Source organism: Pseudomonas sp. BE134 (assembly GCF_031456105.1).
In the GTDB taxonomy this organism is placed as follows: domain Bacteria; phylum Pseudomonadota; class Gammaproteobacteria; order Pseudomonadales; family Pseudomonadaceae; genus Aquipseudomonas.
In genome coordinates this window covers 38,200-55,959 of sequence record NZ_JAVDUA010000026.1, presented here as the reverse complement: position 1 = coordinate 55,959, position 17,760 = coordinate 38,200, and the positions used below count along the sequence as shown (strand labels likewise).

Sequence of the window (17,760 nt, the reverse complement as noted above, 5' to 3'; positions counted from 1 at the left end):
CGGGGAGTGAGTGTCTGTTAAGGCGTGAACAAAAAGTGGTCCAGTCCAATCCAGTCGGACGCACTGGTTTGAATTTCAATTCGAGTAATTCCCGTCGCTGCAAACTCGAGCAAATGAGCGTCGTGCCAAGATTGACTAAACTGACTCTGCCCCAATAATTGATTGGCTGCGTTGTAATAAAACGCTGTTATGGGCGAGGTATCTACCCATGTGTGCCAAAAACTGATCTTGGAGTAGGTTGATTTAAGATCAAGCCTGCAGCGTTGCACTCCTTGATCTTGATAGCAGATGTTCAGCAGGTGTCCGGCACGTTTTCCAGGTAAAACCGGGTAATACACTGGTGTCGCGGAAAGTGCCACGATTCCCATTCTTCCGGTACCAGAGAGAAATGTGATTGTCATGCTGGGAAATTCGATTCGCTGACCTTGTGTAATAAGTTGTGTTGGCTTGTCATCAAAGTTTTCGGACAGAATCGGTGCGCTCCCCCCCATTCTCAGCCTCAATACTTTCGAAAACATCAAGTTCTGACCGCTGCCCGATTTGTAAACGCTGTAATTGATCCGGATATCGATGTTCTTATTCTCTGCAATCCAATAAGCGGGGAGTGTAAAGATCGGAGTAACGCCCGTCTGCACGTCGCGCTCGTCACTGTCCCATGTGGTTTTGCCGGTGGCGCGTATGCGAACGGTGTAGCCGGTCACCATACCCATATAGCTGACACTGACGGTTTTTTGATCGCTCGACAGGGTCGGTGCAATTAGATCGAACGCTTGGGGATCGATACGCAACAGCAGATATTTGGAATAAATCAGTGGAGTGTCTGGTGCGGTGCGCACGGTGAAATAAACCTTGACCGTATGGCCTATGGCATCAATGACGTCAATGCGTGGAATACGGATATTGATAACCCCCGGCGTACCGACGGTCACCACCTCTGAATGATAGACATGCCGAGGGTTTTCCCAGGTCATGCGAACTGTGTGACCCCGAGCCATACCGGTGTAATGAGGGACTTGAGCGGTAATGTACTCGGCGTGGTAAACGCTATCAAAGTCGAGTCGATCGCCGGCGGCACCATAGGCTTCGAGTACTTTCGGGTTTGCGGGATCTAGTGTGGTAGAAGTTGAGAGCATGAGGATTCTCCAGTTCGGCAGATTGCCCGGTTTAAAGAGCCGCTTTATCTGGCCTCTAACGTGCTGCGCCGACTACTGTCAGATCTGACAGTTGCGACCAGCGGTCTCGCACTTTTATTACCTCGTCCGGCAAAGCCTCTGCACCACCTGTTAGTTCTGACAGTAGACAATCGGCGCTCTCAAGTGCTGTCCTTGCCCTGGTAATTCTCCCGGCAATGTCCCTTCAGTAGCAGCTCTGTTCATTCGGCGCGAGCGTCGGGGATCTATGCCTGTGTCAGGTCTTGGAGGCTGCAATCATGGAAGCGCAACCGTTTAAAAAGCTGCAAGGCATGGAGGTGAAATTTGTATCCGATCCATGAACCACACCTACCGCCTCGTTTACCGTGGCATTTCCGGTGCGCAGTTCCACGGCAGCAACGCTTCGTAGTCGGCTACCGACTGCGCATATGGCAGTTTTTCCAGTACGTGGCGCAGCCACGTATAGGGCTCCTGGCCGTTGACCTTGGCGGTCTCGACCAAGCTATACATCTGCGCACTGGCGGTGGCGCCCTTCGGCGTATCACTGAACAACCAGGCTTTTCGTCCTATCACAAAAGGCTTTATCGCTCTCTCGGCAGCGTTATTGTCGATCGGTAAAAAACCAGCCTCCACATAACGCTCCAGCCGGCTCCAGTTGCTCGCCAGATAATTAACCGCCTTGCCCAGCACACTCTGCGGCGTCACCTGAGACTGGGTTTTATCCAGCCAGCTTTTCAGTTGACCCAGGATCGGCAAGCTCTTTTCCTGACGCCCGATAAACCGCTGCTCGTCGCTGCCGTCTTTCAGTTCACGCTCGATGCCGTACAGCTTGTTGATCATCGTCAGCGCGATATCGGCACGCCCGGTCTTTCCCTTGGGCTGCACTTTCTGCGCGTCGACGAACTTGCGGCGCGCATGGGCCATGCATGCCAGCCGCTCAACACCCGGTTGCAACGCCAGTGCGTTATAACCCGCGTAATCATCAGTCATTACGTAGCCGCGATAACTTTCCAGCAGCCGCAGCGGTACTTCCTGCGCACGGCTGGAGGTGTAGTCGAACAGCACGACTTTTCGATCCGGTGGCCCACTGGCCTGTACCCACATCCAGGATTGGCTGGTCGGGTCGCGATCCGGTTCTTTAAGCACCTGGACGCGAGTTTCATCGCAGTGGATGACCGGACTTTCCAGTAATCGGTCACGCATCAGATTCAACAGCGGTTGCAGATGTTCGCCGCACTGGATCACCCAGCGAGCCAGTGTTTGCCTTGGGATATCAATGCCATGTCGGCTCAATACTGTTTCGAAACGGTGCAGCGGTAAGCCATCTACATATTTGGTCGTTAACAACATGGCCAAAACGCTTGGGCTGGCCATGCTCTTTTCAATCAACTGCGCAGGTTTGTCAGCGGTGACCGGAGCCCTTTCACAGCCGCGGCAACCGTAGACCTTGCGGATATGTTTTATGACCCGGATTTGCATCGGCACGATATCCAGCTGCTCGCTGGTTTCTTCACTCACCACATGCTTGCGGCAACAGCAGGCACACGTCAGTTCGTGTTCAGGCAGTTCGTGGATGACTTCGATACGCGGCAGATTAGCCGACAGAGGCTTACGCTTACCACGACGTGGAGTCGGAGCGACAACCTCTTCGTCGACGTCGCCGACCAGAGTCATCGGCTCGCTTTCAGGTTCGTTGAACAGCGCCAGTTGCGGCGTATTGGGTTCAACGGTTTGTTCGCACTTGCGACCGAATAAACGGTCGCGCAAAAGCTTGATCTGTTCTTTCAGGTCGACGATATGAGTCTGATAAGCCTCCGCCGTTACCTGCTGACGACTGAATGCCTCAAGCAACATTTGCTTGAGCAAGGCTGGGTCATCAGGAAGGTCTTCGGGCATTAAATTCATGCCCGGATTATACCCGTCAGACGACGAATCTTGGAGTCAGAACTTGATGCGGGCGGTTGCGCCACAGATCAAAACCGTCGAGCAACCAATTCAGTTCCTGAACGCTTAACACGATGGCTTCCTCGGTGGCGTCGGGTGATGTTTTGAAGCGCTCTGACTCCAGGCGTTTGAGCCAAAGGCAAAAGCCGTTGCGCTCCCAGTAGAGGATTTTCACTCGATTACGGTGGCGATTCAGAAAAACAAAAAGCACGGGGTCGAACACCGCGACTTTAATATCCAGCTCGACCAGCGCAGCCAGGCCATCGATGGACTTTCGGAAGTCCACGGGCTTGGGGTAGAGGTACACTTTTTCGACTTTTGCATTGGGTCGCATCATGAGGTGCTGGCTCCAGAAAGAGTTGGGGAGCACAGCTTCGAGCATCAGATTTCGACTTGGAATGTGGGCTTCATGGAGCGCTTACTGAAATTTGTCTCGGGCACGTTGGAACAATATCCACGTGATCGGGCAATCGGTTACACCGTTACTTTTAAATTGATGCTGGATTTCACCCATTTTGTGCAGATGGCAAACATCTACATTCCGGGTTATTTGCAAGAGCGGACTAACGCAATTCGACCCGAATTGGGAGGGTTGGCGTATCACCATACCTACAGTCCGTTTTATGGTGCTGCCGGAAAAATCATCAACAACGCAACGCTCTTCGAGCTCTTTACGGGGCCGGATTCATACATGGATGACTGGATCAGCGCAGTGATGGAAAGGCGATATCACAGGCCGCAATTCAAAATAGAGGGAGACCTGATGTTTATTACCGCCCGGCAGGATTTTCGGTGGGAAGATCCTGAGCGGCAGATCGGGATCAAAGATCTTGGAATCATCCCCTTTCATTGGGCGCTGACCCTGTTAGTACAAATCAAGAAGGAACCGAAATAGTAACCCCCGTTTCTATCGTGACGCTGATGTATACGCATGAAGAGGCTGTGGACGTCGACGGTGTCACAGTGCTTAAGGGCGCACGCTACATCAATGGCAAAACATTGAGTTTTGGTCCAATCACTGACAAACAGATTCTGACCGCGGGCTAATCAATCGAATCGTCCCTCGGCAGCTGCTACAACAAAACCCCAATCGCCCCCTCTATTTAACGCCTTGGCAAAAGTTGGAAGGCTTCTTGCAATAGCCGCCCTGCGCCTGCTTCAGGCGTCAAAAGTTTGCTTTAAAGGAACGGGGAAAACCGGTGGATCGCTCTCAGTTACTCAACAATGCCCGCACAAACGTTGCCGACTTGAGTCGGGGCAACCTGGGTGTGCCGTTGTTGCTGCTGGTCATGCTGGCCATGATGATGCTGCCAGTGCCGCCGTTCCTGCTGGACGTGTTCTTCACGTTCAACATTGCGCTGTCCATTGTCGTGCTGCTGGTCTGCGTCTACGCGTTGCGGCCACTGGATTTTGCGGTGTTCCCGACCATCCTGCTGGTGGCGACGCTGTTGCGACTGGCGCTGAACGTGGCTTCCACACGGGTGGTGATGCTCCACGGTCAGGATGGTCATGCCGCCGCCGGTAAGGTGATCCAGGCCTTCGGTGAGGTGGTGATCGGCGGTAACTACGTGGTCGGTATCGTGGTCTTCGCGATTTTGATGATCATCAACTTCGTCGTGGTGACCAAGGGTGCCGGGCGGATTTCCGAGGTGAGCGCGCGATTCACCCTCGATGCGATGCCCGGCAAGCAAATGGCAATCGACGCCGATTTGAACGCCGGCCTGATCGATCAGAACCAGGCCAAGTTGCGCCGGATGGAAGTGGCCCAGGAAGCCGAGTTCTACGGCTCCATGGACGGTGCCAGCAAATTCGTGCGCGGCGACGCCATTGCCGGCCTGCTGATTCTGTTTATCAACCTGATCGGCGGCATGGCGGTCGGTATCTTCCAGCACAATATGAGCTTCGCCGACGCCGGCAAGGTTTACGCGTTGCTGACCATCGGTGACGGTTTGGTGGCGCAATTGCCATCACTGCTGTTGTCCACTGCGGCGGCGATCATGGTGACCCGTGCTTCCGGTTCGGAAGACATGGGCAAGCAAATCAACCGCCAGATGTTCGCCTCGCCAAAAGCGCTCGCCGTCGCAGCGGGTTTGATGGCAGTGATGGGCCTGGTGCCGGGCATGCCGCACTTCTCCTTCCTGAGCATGGCGGCGGTCGCTGCCTGTGGTGCTTACCTGTTCTGGAAGAAGCAGAACGTGGTCAAGGTCCAGGCCCTGCAAGAGGTCAAGCGACAGCAGGAACTGCTGCCTTCGCCGGCCCGCGCCATGGAGACCAAGGAGCTGGGCTGGGATGACGTCACGCCAATCGACATGATTGGCCTGGAAGTCGGCTATCGCCTGATTCCACTGGTGGACCGCAATCAGGGTGGGCAACTGTTGGCGCGGATCAAGGGCGTGCGCAAGAAGCTGTCCCAGGACCTGGGCTTTCTGATGCCGACGGTGCATATTCGTGACAACCTCGACCTGGCACCCAGTGCCTATCGCCTGACCCTGATGGGGGTGATTCTGGCTGAGGCGGAGATTTATCCGGAGCGCGAACTGGCGATCAACCCGGGGCAGGTCTACGGCACGCTTAATGGCATAACCGCCAAAGATCCGGCTTTTGGGTTAGAGGCGGTCTGGATCGAAATCAGTCAGCGCGCCCAGGCGCAATCGCTCGGTTACACCGTGGTCGATGCCAGTACGGTCGTGGCCACTCACTTGAACCAGATTCTGTACAAACACTGCAGCGAACTGATCGGTCACGAAGAAGTCCAGCAACTCATGCAATTGCTGGCCAAAAGCTCGCCCAAGCTGGCTGAGGAGTTGGTTCCGGGCGTGGTTTCGCTGTCGCAGTTGCTTAAGGTGTTGCAGGCGCTGCTGGCCGAACAGGTGCCCGTGCGAGATATTCGCAGCATCGCCGAGGCGATCGCCAACAACGCCGCCAAGAGTCAAGATACTGCCGCTCTGGTGGCCGCTGTGCGTGTCGGCGTATCCCGCGCAATCGTCCAAAGCATTGTAGGCACTGACTCTGAGCTACCCGTGATCACTCTGGAACCAAGGTTGGAACAGATATTGCTCAATAGTCTGCAGAAGGCAGGACAAGGCTCGGAAGAGGGTGTTCTGCTGGAGCCAAGCATGGCTGAAAAACTGCAGCGCTCGTTGATCGATGCCGCGCAGCGTCAAGAAATGCAAGGTCAACCGGTGATTCTGCTGGTGGCCGGCCCGGTTCGCGCGATGTTGTCGCGATTTGGCCGACTGGCAGTCCCGGGCTTGCATGTGTTGGCTTACCAGGAAATTCCTGACAACAAGCAAGTGACCATCGTTGCGACAGTAGGGCCCAACGGCTGAGGTAGTGGTTTATGCAAGTTAAGCGTTTTTTCGCCGCCGATATGCGTCAGGCCATGAAACTGGTTCGTGATGAGCTGGGCGCCGATGCCGCCATTATTGGCAATCGCCGGATTGCCGGTGGTGTCGAGTTGACGGCTGCGCTGGATTACAAATTGTCGGCGCTGGCCCCGCGTGTTCCGAACATGGAACTCGAGGATGAGCTGCGCAAGACCCAGTCGCGCATCGTCACGGCCCAGGCCGAATTGAGCCTGCGTGGCGACGGCGAAACCGAAGGCGACAAGACCACCAATCGCCAGTTGTTCGCCGGCCTGCCATTGACGGCCGCCGAGCCGCTGATCGAACCGACCTACGCCGAACCGCGTCGCGCGGCACCCGCCCCGGCACCTGCCGCCGGCGGTGTTGACCCACGTGCGTTCGACTCGATGCGTTTTGAGCTCAACAGCCTGCGCGAACTGATGGAAGTGCAACTCGGCTCGCTGGCCTGGAATCAGCTGCAAGGCAGCCGTCCGGCCCAGGCTAACCTTTGGCGTCGCCTGCAACGCATCGGCCTGTCCGGCCCGTTGTCCCGCGATTTGTTGGCTATGATTCCTGACATTGATGAACCCCGTCAGGCGTGGCGCATGTTGCTGGCGCATTTGGCGCGGATGATCGCCACACCGGAAGTCGAGCCACTGGAAGAGGGCGGTGTGATTGCCATGGTCGGTCCTGCCGGTATGGGCAAGACCACCACCCTGGCCAAGCTCGCCGCCCGTTACGTACTCAAGTACGGTGCACAGAATATCGCGCTGGTGAGCATGGACAGCTTTCGCATTGGCGCCCAGGAGCAGCTCAGGACGCTCGGGCGGATTCTCAATGTGTCGGTGACCCATGTCGATCCGGGGCAGTCATTGGTACAGGCGCTGGAACCGCTGCTGCGCAAACGCGTGGTGTTGATTGATACCGCGGGCCTTCAGGCCAGCGATCCGGCACTGCGTATGCAACTCGAAAGCCTGGCCGGACGTGGCATCAAATCAAAAAATTATCTGGTGTTGGCAACCACTAGCCAGAAACAGGTTCTAACAGCCGCTTATCATAGCTACAAGCGTTGTGGGCTCGCTGGCTGCATCCTGACTAAACTGGATGAAACGGCAAGTCTGGGCGAGGTGTTAAGCCTGGCGATCAGTCATGAGTTGCCGGTGGCTTATCTGACCGACGGCCCGCGGATTCCGGATGATTTGCATCTGCCGCGACGTCATCAGTTGGTCAGCCGCGCCGTTAGCGTACAAATGCAGGAAGAACCCAGCGAAGAAGCCATGGCTGATATGTTCGCTGATATTTACCACAGCCCGACCAAGCAGGTCGGCTAAGGTAGTAATGAACAGTTTTTGTACCTACATCGATGGCCTGCCATGCATTGTTCCTTTAGCGAACGCGCAGCCAGTAATGTGGCCTCCGTCTATGCAAGACAAGGTAAAGAAATAACATGGGCAGCATGCATCCCGTACAGGTGATTGCGGTGACCGGCGGCAAAGGTGGCGTCGGCAAGACTAACGTGTCAGTGAATTTGTCACTGGCCCTGGCCGAGCTCGGCCGTCGCGTCATGCTGTTGGACGCTGACCTGGGCCTGGCGAATGTCGACGTCCTGCTGGGACTGACACCCAAACGTACCCTGGCCGACGTGATTGAAGGCCGCTGCGAGCTGCGCGACGTTCTGTTGCAGGGGCCGGGCGGTGTTCGAATCATTCCGGCGGCCTCCGGCACACAGAGCATGGTTCACCTGAGCCCGGCTCAACACGCCGGCCTGATCCAGGCCTTCAGCGACATCGGTGACAACCTCGACGTCCTGGTGATCGACACGGCTGCGGGTATTGGCGACTCGGTCGTCAGCTTTGTTCGTGCAGCGCAAGAAGTCTTGCTGGTGGTCTGCGACGAGCCGACCTCCATCACCGACGCTTACGCGCTGATCAAGTTGCTTAACCGCGATTACGGCATGAACCGCTTCCGCGTCCTGGCCAACATGGCCCAGAGCCCGCAAGAGGGTCGTAACCTGTTCGCCAAGTTGACCAAGGTCACTGATCGCTTCCTCGACGTCGCTCTGCAGTACGTCGGCGCGGTGCCTTACGACGAAAGCGTGCGCAAGGCCGTGCAGAAGCAACGCGCTGTTTACGAAGCCTTCCCGCGTTCCAAGTGCGCCCTGGCCTTCAAGGCCATCGCGCAGAAGGTCGATACCTGGCCATTGCCTGCCAACCCGCGCGGGCACCTGGAGTTTTTCGTCGAGCGGCTGGTGCAGCAGACCGCGGGTCCCGTTCTATGACAGCCAGTGGCTACAACCTCTACAAGAACTCGGCACGTGACGCGCAGTACGAGCTGATCGAGCGTTACGCGCCACTGGTCAAACGCATTGCTTACCACTTGCTGGCCCGTCTGCCAGCCAGTGTTCAGGTTGAAGACCTGATCCAGGCCGGGATGATCGGCCTGCTGGAAGTGTCGACCAAATACGACGCCAGCAAGGGCGCGAGTTTCGAGACGTACGCGGGCATACGAATCCGCGGCGCCATGCTTGATGAAGTGCGCAAGGGGGACTGGGCTCCGCGTTCGGTCCACCGAAATACCCGCATGGTCAGTGACGCAATTCGCTCTATTGAAGCTAAAACCGGTCGTGACGCTAAAGATCACGAGGTTGCGGCCGAACTCCAATTGAGTCTCGACGATTATTACGGGATTTTGAACGACACCCTCGGTAGCCGCTTATTCAGTTTCGACGATCTGTTGCAGGACGGCGAACACGAAGGGCTGCACGAGGATGGCGCGAGTGCTCATCTCGAGCCGTCACGCGATCTGGAAGATGAACGCTTCCAGGCGGCGCTGGCGGACGCGATTGCCAATTTGCCGGAGCGTGAGCGACTGGTGTTGGCGCTGTACTACGACGAAGAGTTGAATCTCAAGGAAATCGGTGAGGTCCTGGGGGTCAGCGAATCGCGGGTCAGCCAGTTACACAGCCAGTGCGCGGCCCGTTTGCGGGGGCGTTTGGGGGAGTGGCGAGCGCGCTGAAGGCAGTGTGGGGGACACTGCGAACGAGTCTGGTGCGGTTTTGAACGGCACTGGTCGCGATCTGTTGTGCTCCAGACAGTCATCGAATGCATTGCCGGTTTGAATGAAATGGCGTGTCCAGGTGCTGGGCGCGTTTAAGACTGCTTGGAGGTCGAATTGGACAAGAACATGAAAATCCTCATCGTTGATGACTTCTCAACGATGCGGCGGATCATAAAAAACCTGTTGCGTGACCTTGGGTTCACCAACACGGTCGAAGCCGACGATGGCACTACTGCCATTCCGGTTCTCAACAGCGGAAGCATCGACTTTCTGGTAACGGACTGGAACATGCCTGGCATGACCGGTATCGATTTGCTGCGCCACGTGCGCGCCGATGAAAAGCTCAAGCACTTGCCGGTGCTGATGGTGACTGCTGAAGCCAAGCGCGAGCAGATCATCGAAGCGGCCCAGGCCGGTGTAAACGGCTATGTCGTCAAACCCTTCACGGCCCAGGCGTTGAAAGAAAAAATCGAGAAGATTTTCGAACGCATCGGTTGATCCACTGCGCCACGGGGGAGCTATGGAGCATAAAGAATCTTCAATGGGCGATTTTGAATCGACCCTGAAAAAACACGCAGTGGAACTGGTCGAGAGCCTTGAAAAGGGCCGGTTCGGCGACGCTGTGCAATTGATCCATGAGCTCAATCAGACCCGTGACCGCGGCCTGTACCAGGAAGTGGGCAAGCTCACTCGCGAGCTGCACAGCGCGATCGTCAATTTCCAGATTGACCCTGACATGCCGCAAGCCGAGGAAGTTTCACAGATCACGGACGCCACTGAGCGCCTGGGGTATGTGGTCAAGCTGACCGAGGCTGCGGCCAACCGCACCATGGATCTGGTGGAGAGCGCCACGCCGCTGGTCAACAGCTTGAGCGCAGAAGCCCAGGCGTTGAGCACGGACTGGAGCCGGTTCATGCGTCGCGAAGTCGGGGCGCAAGAGTTCCGTGAGCTGGCCCGTCGGGTCGACGGTTTCCTGACTCGCAGCACCGAAGACAACCGCACGGTGTCGAGCAACCTCAACGACATCCTGCTCGCTCAGGATTACCAGGACCTCACCGGTCAGGTCATCAAGCGCGTGACTCAATTGGTCACCGAAGTTGAAAGCAACTTGCTCAAGCTCGTACTCATGGCCAGCCAGGTAGATCGCTTTGCGGGTATCGAACATGACCGTGAATCGATGCTGGCTGAAAAAGATCCGCAAAAACATCTCTCTCAGGGTGAAGGTCCGCAGATTCATGCCGATAAAAGAGAAGATGTTGTGTCCGGTCAGGACGATGTGGACGATTTGTTATCCAGCCTAGGATTTTAGAGTTTTAGCATTTTAGGTTTTTTAGGTTTTTAGACCTCAGGAGCACCCCCTTAATGAGCTTCGGCGCCGATGAAGAGATCCTTCAGGATTTTCTGGTTGAGGCCGGCGAGATTCTGGAGCAACTGTCCGAACAGCTGGTCGAGCTTGAAAGCCGACCGGATGATGCGGACTTGCTCAATGCAATTTTTCGCGGTTTTCACACTGTAAAAGGGGGCGCCGGCTTCCTCCAGCTCAACGAGCTGGTGGAGTGCTGCCACATCGCCGAGAACGTGTTCGACATCCTGCGCAAGGGTGAGCGACGCGTGGATTCGGAACTGATGGACGTGGTCCTGGAAGCGCTGGACGCGGTGAACAGCATGTTCAGCGAAGTCCGCGAGCGCAGCCCTATCACGGCTGCAACACCTGAATTGCTCGCGGCACTGGCCCGTCTGGCCGAGCCGCAATCGGCCGATGAACAGGCACCCGTTGCTGAAGCGGCGCAAGCACCTGCTGCTGAAACTGAATCGGACGACATCACCGATAACGAATTCGAACAACTGCTGGACTCGCTGAACGCTGTCAAGGCTCAGGCCGAAGCTCCGGTTGCTACACCCACGCCGGTCAACGATGCCGCGGCCAGCGACGAAATCACCGACGCCGAGTTCGAGTCACTGCTCGATCAACTGCACGGTAAAGGCCAGTTCGCTGTCGATGCCGTGACCGCCGCACCCGCCGCGCCCGTTGCCCCGAAAGCAGCAGGCGACAGTAGCGACATTACCGATGACGAATTTGAAGCACTGCTCGACCAGTTGCACGGCAAAGGCAACTTTGCGGTGGATGCGCTGGAGTCGGCCATTGCTTCGGTATCGGTACCGGCTGCGCCGACTGCAGCTGCAGCGGGCGGCGATCTGATCTCCGATCACGAGTTCGAAGCGCTGCTCGACGAATTGCATGGCAAAGGCAAGTTCAGCGAAGTAGCGACCGGTTCTGCCGCCTCTTTCGTCGCGGCGCCAGTCGCCAAGGCGGTCGCACCGGCACCGGTTGCCAAGACGCCTGAGCCCAAAGCCGAAACACCGAAACCGGTGGCCGCCGCCGCACCGGCCCCGGCCCGTGCTCCGGCCGCGCCGCCAGCGGAAAAACCGGCCAGCGAAGCCGAGACCACGGTGCGGGTCGATACCGCGCGTCTGGACGAAATCATGAACATGGTCGGTGAGTTGGTGCTGGTGCGTAACCGCCTGGTTCGCCTGGGCGCCAACAGTGCTGACGAGGCCATGTCGAAGGCTGTGTCGAACCTTGATGTGGTGACGGCTGACCTGCAAACCGCGGTCATGAAGACCCGGATGCAACCGATCAAGAAAGTGTTCGGGCGCTTCCCGCGTCTGGTTCGCGACCTGGCTCGTCAGCTCAAGAAAGAAATCAACCTGGAACTGGTCGGCGAAGAAACCGACCTCGACAAGAACCTCGTCGAGGCCCTGGCCGACCCTCTGGTCCACTTGGTGCGCAATGCTGTCGACCACGGCATCGAGTCGCCGGAAGAACGTGAAGCCTCGGGCAAGTCCCGTGGCGGCAAGGTAATTCTTGCTGCGGAACAGGAAGGCGACCACATCCTGCTGTCGATCTCCGATGACGGCAAAGGCATGGACCCGCAGGTCCTGCGTTCCATCGCGGTAAAGCGTGGAGTGATGGACAAGGATGCAGCGGATCGCTTGAGCGACACTGAGTGCTACAACCTGATCTTCGCGCCAGGGTTCTCGACCAAAACCGAGATCTCCGACGTGTCGGGTCGTGGCGTGGGCATGGACGTGGTGAAAACCAAGATTTCCCAGCTCAATGGTTCCATCAACATCTACTCGACCAAGGGCCAGGGCTCGAAGATCGTCATCAAGGTCCCGTTGACCCTGGCGATCATGCCGACGCTGATGGTCATGCTCGGCAACCAGGCATTTGCGTTCCCGCTGGTGAACGTCAACGAGATCTTCCACCTCGACCTGTCGACCACCAACGTGGTGGACGGCCAGGAAGTGGTGATCGTGCGCGACAAGGCGCTGCCACTGTTTTACCTCAAGCGCTGGCTGGTCAGCTCCGCCGCTCACGAAGAGCAGCGCGAAGGCCATGTGGTGATCCTTTCGGTGGGCACCCAGCGGATCGGCTTTGTCGTCGATCAGTTGGTGGGCCAGGAAGAAGTGGTCATCAAGCCATTGGGCAAAATGCTCCAGGGAACGCCAGGCATGTCAGGCGCCACCATCACCGGTGACGGCCGCATCGCGCTGATTCTCGATGTACCGAGCATGCTCAAGCGTTACGCCACGCGGCGTATTTGATTCTGGTGGAGCGGGGCGACTGAGCCTCGCTCCGTCTAATGGAGTGTTTATGGCAGTCAAAGTCCTGGTGGTGGACGATTCGGGGTTTTTCCGCCGCCGCGTCTCGGAAATTCTTTCAGCGGATTCGAATATTCAGGTCGTCGGTACGGCGACCAACGGAAAAGAGGCGATCGATCAGGCCCTGGCCCTCAAGCCGGACGTGATCACCATGGACTACGAGATGCCCATGATGGATGGCATCACGGCTGTTCGACACATCATGCAGCGCTGCCCGACGCCCGTGTTGATGTTCTCCTCGCTGACCCACGAAGGCGCCCGGGTCACCCTCGATGCGCTGGACGCCGGTGCCGTCGATTTCCTGCCGAAGAATTTCGAAGACATCTCCCGCAATCCGGAGAAGGTCAAGCAACTGCTGTGCGAGAAGATTCTCAGCATTTCGCGCAGTAACCGTCGCGCCAACACCTACAGCGCACCGGCCCCGGCCGCTGTGTCAGCGCCGATGCCCGCACCTGTGCCTGTTTCTGCAAGCGTCAGCAGTTACGCCAGCAGCGCACCGCCGCGTCCAGCGCCGGTACCGATACCGGCTCGTTCGCATGCGCCTGCGCCGTCGTCGCCGGCTCCGAAACGCAAAGCCTACAAACTGGTTGCCATCGGCACGTCCACCGGCGGTCCGGTTGCGCTGCAGCGGGTTCTGACCCAGTTGCCGGCGAACTTCCCGGCGCCGCTGGTGTTGGTCCAGCACATGCCGGCAGCGTTCACCAAAGCCTTCGCCGAACGCCTGGACAAGCTCTGCCGCATCAGCGTCAAGGAAGCCGAGGATGGCGACATCCTGCGTCCTGGCCTGGCGTTGCTGGCCCCGGGTGGCAAGCAAATGATGATCGATGGCCGTGGCGCGGTGAAAATCCTGCCGGGCGACGAACGTCTGAATTACAAACCGAGCGTGGACATCACCTTCGGCTCGGCCGCCAAGTCCTACGGCGACAAAGTTCTGGCGGTGGTGCTGACTGGTATGGGCGCCGACGGTCGCGAAGGCGCTCGCCTGCTCAAGCAGAGCGGCAGCGCGATCTGGGCTCAGGATGAAGCCAGCTGCGTGATCTACGGCATGCCGATGGCCATCGTCAAAGCCGAGCTCGCGGATGCGATCTACGGGCTGGAAGATATTGGCAAGCACTTGGTCGAGGCGTGTATCTGATGGATGTTTTAAGCCTTATCGGCATCATCATGGCGTTCGTCGCCATCATTGGCGGCAACTACCTTGAAGGCGGGCATCTCGGCGCGCTGGCCAACGGCCCGGCAGCCCTGATCGTACTCGGCGGCACCATCGGCGCAGCCTTGCTGCAATCGCCGATGAGCGCCTTCAAACGCGCCATGCAAATCCTTGGCTGGATTCTGTTTCCGCCTCGCGTTGATCTGGCCGGTGGCATTGATCGCGTGGTGAACTGGAGCCTGACCGCCCGCAAGGAAGGTTTGCTCGGCCTGGAAGGGGTGGCCGATGCCGAACCCGATAGCTACTCGCGAAAAGGCCTGCAATTGCTGGTTGACGGTGCCGAGCCGGAAGCGATTCGCAGCATCCTGGAAGTGGATTTCTACACTCAGGAAAGCCGCGACATCGAAGCCGCCAAAGTCTTCGAAAGCATGGGCGGCTACGCGCCGACCATCGGCATCATCGGCGCGGTGATGGGCCTGATCCATGTCATGGGCAACCTGGCCGATCCGACCCAATTGGGTAGTGGTATTGCCGTCGCCTTCGTCGCCACCATCTATGGTGTGGCCAGTGCCAACCTGGTGTTGCTGCCGATTGCCGCCAAGCTCAAGTCCGTCGCCTTGCGCCAGTCGCGCTATCGCGAAATGTTGCTGGAAGGGATTCTGTCGATCGCCGAAGGTGAAAACCCTCGCTCCATTGAGTTGAAGCTTCAGGGCTTCATGGATTGATGGGGGAAATGGACCATGGCTCGTCGCAGGCAACCTGAAGAACATGTGAACCATGAACGCTGGCTCGTTTCCTATGCCGACTTCATTACGTTGCTGTTCGCGTTCTTCGTCGTCATGTACTCGATCTCGTCGATCAACGAAGGCAAGTACAAAGTCATCTCGCAAGCGTTGATCGGAGTCTTCACCGACGCGGATCGCTCCCTGAAGCCGATCCCGATCGGCGAAGAGCGACCGGTGACGGTGACACCGGCCAAGCCTTTGGTGAAGGACAGTGAGCAGGTCGATGCCGGTGTTGCCGGTTCCAGCGACCCGCTGAAAAGCATCGCCGATGACATCAGCGCGGCCTTTGGTGACCTGATCAGCTCCAACCAGATGACCGTGCGTGGCAACGAGTTGTGGGTCGAGATCGAGCTCAATTCCAGCCTGTTGTTTGGCAGTGGCGATGCCATGCCCAGTGACATCGCGTTCAACATCATCGCCAAGGTTGCCGGGATTCTGAAACCGTTCGACAACCCGATTCACGTCGAAGGTTTTACCGACGATCAACCGATCCGCACCGCGCAGTACCCGACCAACTGGGAACTGTCCTCGGCCCGTTCGGCGAGCATCGTGCGCATGCTGGCGATGCAGGGCGTAAACCCCGGGCGTCTGGCCTCCGTGGGTTACGGCGAATTCCAGCCGGTAGCCAACAACGCCACCGCTGAAGGCCGCGCACGCAACCGTCGTGTGGTGCTGGTGGTTTCGCGCAATCTCGATGTACGCCGCAGCCTGACCGGCACCGGTACCGCTCATGCGCAACCGGATGCCGCGTTGAAGCGTGCTGGCACACAAACTGCACCAACCCCGGTCAAGTCGCCGGGACGAGAGAGCGCCGTCAATTCTCCGTCACCCGCATTAACACGTTGAGCTATTTCTCGGTCGACACGTTCGACCGGGCGGAACCTTCGAATGAGAGTCTGGGCAGTTGCCAATCAAAAGGGTGGTGTTGGTAAAACCACTTCCTCTATCGCTTTAGCCGGTTTGTTGGCCGAGGCGGGCAAGCGCGTGGTCGTGGTCGATCTCGATCCGCACGGCTCCATGACCAGCTACTTCGGCTACGACCCCGACAGCCTGGAACACAGTAGCTACGATTTGTTCCTGCACAAGGGCGGCGTGCCGCAAGGTCTGCCCGGGCAGCTGTTGTTGTCCACCAGTCACGAAAGCATTTCGCTGTTGCCCTCCAGCACTGCGCTGGCCACGCTTGAGCGCCAGTCGCCGGGGCAGAGTGGGTTGGGCCTCGTCATTGCCAAGAGCCTGGCGCAGTTGTGGCAAGACTTCGATTACGCCGTGATCGACAGCCCGCCGTTGCTCGGCGTACTGATGGTCAATGCCTTGGCGGCGAGCCAGCAGTTGGTGATCCCGGTGCAGACCGAGCACCTGGCCGTCAAAGGCCTGGAACGCATGGTCAACACCCTGGCAATGATCAACCGCTCACGCAAGCAGGCGCTGCCGTTCACCATCATCCCGACCTTGTTCGACCGCCGCACCCAGGCCTCCCTCGGAACCTTGCGGGTGTTGCGCGACAAGTACCCGGAAGAAATCTGGCAAGGCTACATCCCGATCGACACCCGTTTGCGTGACGCAAGCCGGGCCGGGCTTACGCCCTCGCAGTTCGACGGCAAGAGCCGTGGCGTTCTCGCTTACCGCGCGCTGCTCAAGCATTTGCTGGCGCAGCAATCCGTTGCGCAGGTGGCTTGAGATGAACCTTGCTTGCGGAGCGCCTGAATGAATCGGCCAGTGAAGATCACCTCTCGCCCGCAACTGGCGCTGCAGACTTACCTGGACAGCTTGTTGCAGGACGCGACCGAGGAACTGGCGCCGTTCATCGAAGCTCGGGTCGAAGTGAGCGAGCCTGAAAGTATCCTGGACGAATTTCAGTTGGCGGTGCTCGAAGAACAGGCTCGCGATGCGCGCCCCGTGGCGGTGGTTGCAGCGCCTGTGGTTAAAGCGCCGGTGATAGCCCCTGTGATTGTCCCCGTGGCCACAGTGCCAGCGCCGGTCATGGAGGCACCGGCACCGGTCCTCGCGCCGGTATCGGCCATCGCACCGCTGCTCAAAACGTTGGTGCCGTCGGTCGTCGACGTTCACCTGCCACCGAGCAATACACCGCCTCCGGTACAGCCCGATGGTCGTCCTTCGTGGGCCGCTGAGCCCTTCGAATGCCTGTTGTTCGACGTCGCCGGGCTGACACTGGCGGTGCCATTGGTGTGCCTGGGGTCAATTTATTCCTTGGCCGGTCACGAGTTGACGCCGCTGTTCGGTCAGCCGGAGTGGTTCCTCGGGATCCTGCCAAGCCAGGCCGGCAATTTGAAGGTACTGGATACCGCGCGTTGGGTCATGCCCGACCGCTACCGCGATGACTTCCGCCAGGGCTTGCAATACGTCATTTCGGTTCAGGGTTACGAATGGGGGCTGGCGGTGCATCAGGTCAGCCGCTCATTGCGCCTGGACCCCAACGAAATCAAATGGCGCAGTCACCGTGGTCAGCGGCCATGGCTGGCAGGGACCGTGATTGAACACATGTGTGCGTTGCTTGACGTTTCCGCACTGGCCGAGCTGATTGCCAGTGGCGGCGCAAAGCACCTGAGCAGTATTAAAAAGCCGGCTCACACACCAACATAAAAACACGCGACGGCAGTGATTGCCGACGCACAGGACACACACCGCCAGGGCGGTTTTTTGAG

Annotated in this window: 16 protein-coding genes; 13 read left to right on the top strand and 3 right to left on the bottom strand. The window is 58.1% G+C overall.

Features of this window, described 5'->3' with window-relative positions; translation table 11 throughout:
* Positions 1 to 17: 17 nt before the first annotated feature.
* The 3 genes from J2Y56_RS20770 to tnpB form a co-directional block, all read right to left on the bottom strand.
* Positions 18 to 1,133: a hypothetical protein gene (locus tag J2Y56_RS20770; protein WP_310352355.1), complete on the bottom strand. Its 1,116-nt coding sequence runs from the start codon at positions 1,131 to 1,133 to the stop codon at positions 18 to 20.
* 378 nt (positions 1,134 to 1,511) lie between these two features.
* Positions 1,512 to 3,056: an IS66 family transposase gene (gene tnpC / locus J2Y56_RS20765; RefSeq protein ID WP_310352351.1), complete on the bottom strand. Its 1,545-nt coding sequence runs from the start codon at positions 3,054 to 3,056 to the stop codon at positions 1,512 to 1,514.
* Between the two features lie 16 nt (positions 3,057 to 3,072).
* Positions 3,073 to 3,477 carry an IS66 family insertion sequence element accessory protein TnpB gene (tnpB, locus tag J2Y56_RS20760; RefSeq protein ID WP_310352348.1) on the bottom strand — a complete coding sequence of 135 codons (405 nt, stop codon included), beginning with the start codon at positions 3,475 to 3,477 and terminating at the stop codon, positions 3,073 to 3,075.
* A gap of 27 nt (positions 3,478 to 3,504) precedes the next feature.
* On the opposite strand from tnpB, the gene J2Y56_RS20755 reads away from it, so the two are divergent.
* From J2Y56_RS20755 to J2Y56_RS20695, 13 genes are all read left to right on the top strand, one after another.
* Positions 3,505 to 3,990 carry a hypothetical protein gene (locus tag J2Y56_RS20755; RefSeq protein ID WP_310352345.1) on the top strand — a complete coding sequence of 162 codons (486 nt, stop codon included), beginning with the start codon at positions 3,505 to 3,507 and terminating at the stop codon, positions 3,988 to 3,990.
* Positions 3,991 to 4,294: 304 nt separating this feature from the next.
* On the top strand, positions 4,295 to 6,424 hold the full coding sequence (gene flhA, locus J2Y56_RS20750; protein ID WP_310352343.1) for a flagellar biosynthesis protein FlhA: 2,130 nt from the start codon (positions 4,295 to 4,297) through the stop codon (positions 6,422 to 6,424).
* Between the two features lie 11 nt (positions 6,425 to 6,435).
* Positions 6,436 to 7,770 carry a flagellar biosynthesis protein FlhF gene (gene flhF / locus J2Y56_RS20745; RefSeq protein ID WP_007946777.1) on the top strand — a complete coding sequence of 445 codons (1,335 nt, stop codon included), beginning with the start codon at positions 6,436 to 6,438 and terminating at the stop codon, positions 7,768 to 7,770.
* 116 nt (positions 7,771 to 7,886) lie between these two features.
* A complete protein-coding gene (gene fleN, locus J2Y56_RS20740; RefSeq protein WP_007946776.1) occupies positions 7,887 to 8,717 on the top strand; it encodes a flagellar synthesis regulator FleN in 831 nt (276 codons plus the stop codon).
* A complete protein-coding gene (fliA, locus tag J2Y56_RS20735) occupies positions 8,714 to 9,454 on the top strand; it encodes an RNA polymerase sigma factor FliA (protein WP_095080132.1) in 741 nt (246 codons plus the stop codon). Before fleN ends, fliA begins: the two co-directional genes overlap by 4 nt.
* Positions 9,455 to 9,622: 168 nt before the next feature.
* The gene (locus J2Y56_RS20730) at positions 9,623 to 9,994 is read left to right on the top strand and encodes a chemotaxis response regulator CheY (RefSeq protein WP_003183998.1); all 372 of its coding nucleotides are present in this window, start codon (positions 9,623 to 9,625) and stop codon (positions 9,992 to 9,994) included.
* A 22-nt stretch (positions 9,995 to 10,016) separates the two neighbouring features.
* Positions 10,017 to 10,805, top strand: coding sequence for a protein phosphatase CheZ (locus J2Y56_RS20725; RefSeq protein ID WP_310352339.1), 789 nt, complete (start codon positions 10,017 to 10,019; stop codon positions 10,803 to 10,805).
* A 53-nt stretch (positions 10,806 to 10,858) separates the two neighbouring features.
* Positions 10,859 to 13,105, top strand: a complete 2,247-nt coding sequence (locus J2Y56_RS20720; RefSeq protein ID WP_007946771.1) for a chemotaxis protein CheA — start codon at positions 10,859 to 10,861, stop codon at positions 13,103 to 13,105.
* Positions 13,106 to 13,154: 49 nt separating this feature from the next.
* The gene (locus J2Y56_RS20715) at positions 13,155 to 14,297 is read left to right on the top strand and encodes a chemotaxis response regulator protein-glutamate methylesterase (RefSeq protein WP_310337318.1); all 1,143 of its coding nucleotides are present in this window, start codon (positions 13,155 to 13,157) and stop codon (positions 14,295 to 14,297) included.
* Positions 14,297 to 15,037 (top strand): flagellar motor protein, encoded by a 741-nt coding sequence (locus tag J2Y56_RS20710; RefSeq protein WP_007946769.1) that lies wholly within the window; start codon positions 14,297 to 14,299, stop codon positions 15,035 to 15,037. Before J2Y56_RS20715 ends, J2Y56_RS20710 begins: the two co-directional genes overlap by 1 nt.
* 15 nt (positions 15,038 to 15,052) lie before the next feature.
* Positions 15,053 to 15,943 carry a flagellar motor protein MotD gene (motD, locus tag J2Y56_RS20705; RefSeq protein WP_007946768.1) on the top strand — a complete coding sequence of 297 codons (891 nt, stop codon included), beginning with the start codon at positions 15,053 to 15,055 and terminating at the stop codon, positions 15,941 to 15,943.
* A 42-nt stretch (positions 15,944 to 15,985) separates the two neighbouring features.
* Positions 15,986 to 16,774 (top strand): ParA family protein, encoded by a 789-nt coding sequence (locus tag J2Y56_RS20700; protein ID WP_007946767.1) that lies wholly within the window; start codon positions 15,986 to 15,988, stop codon positions 16,772 to 16,774.
* Between the two features lie 27 nt (positions 16,775 to 16,801).
* Positions 16,802 to 17,698 carry a CheW domain-containing protein gene (locus J2Y56_RS20695; RefSeq protein ID WP_007946766.1) on the top strand — a complete coding sequence of 299 codons (897 nt, stop codon included), beginning with the start codon at positions 16,802 to 16,804 and terminating at the stop codon, positions 17,696 to 17,698.
* Positions 17,699 to 17,760: the final 62 nt, after the last annotated feature.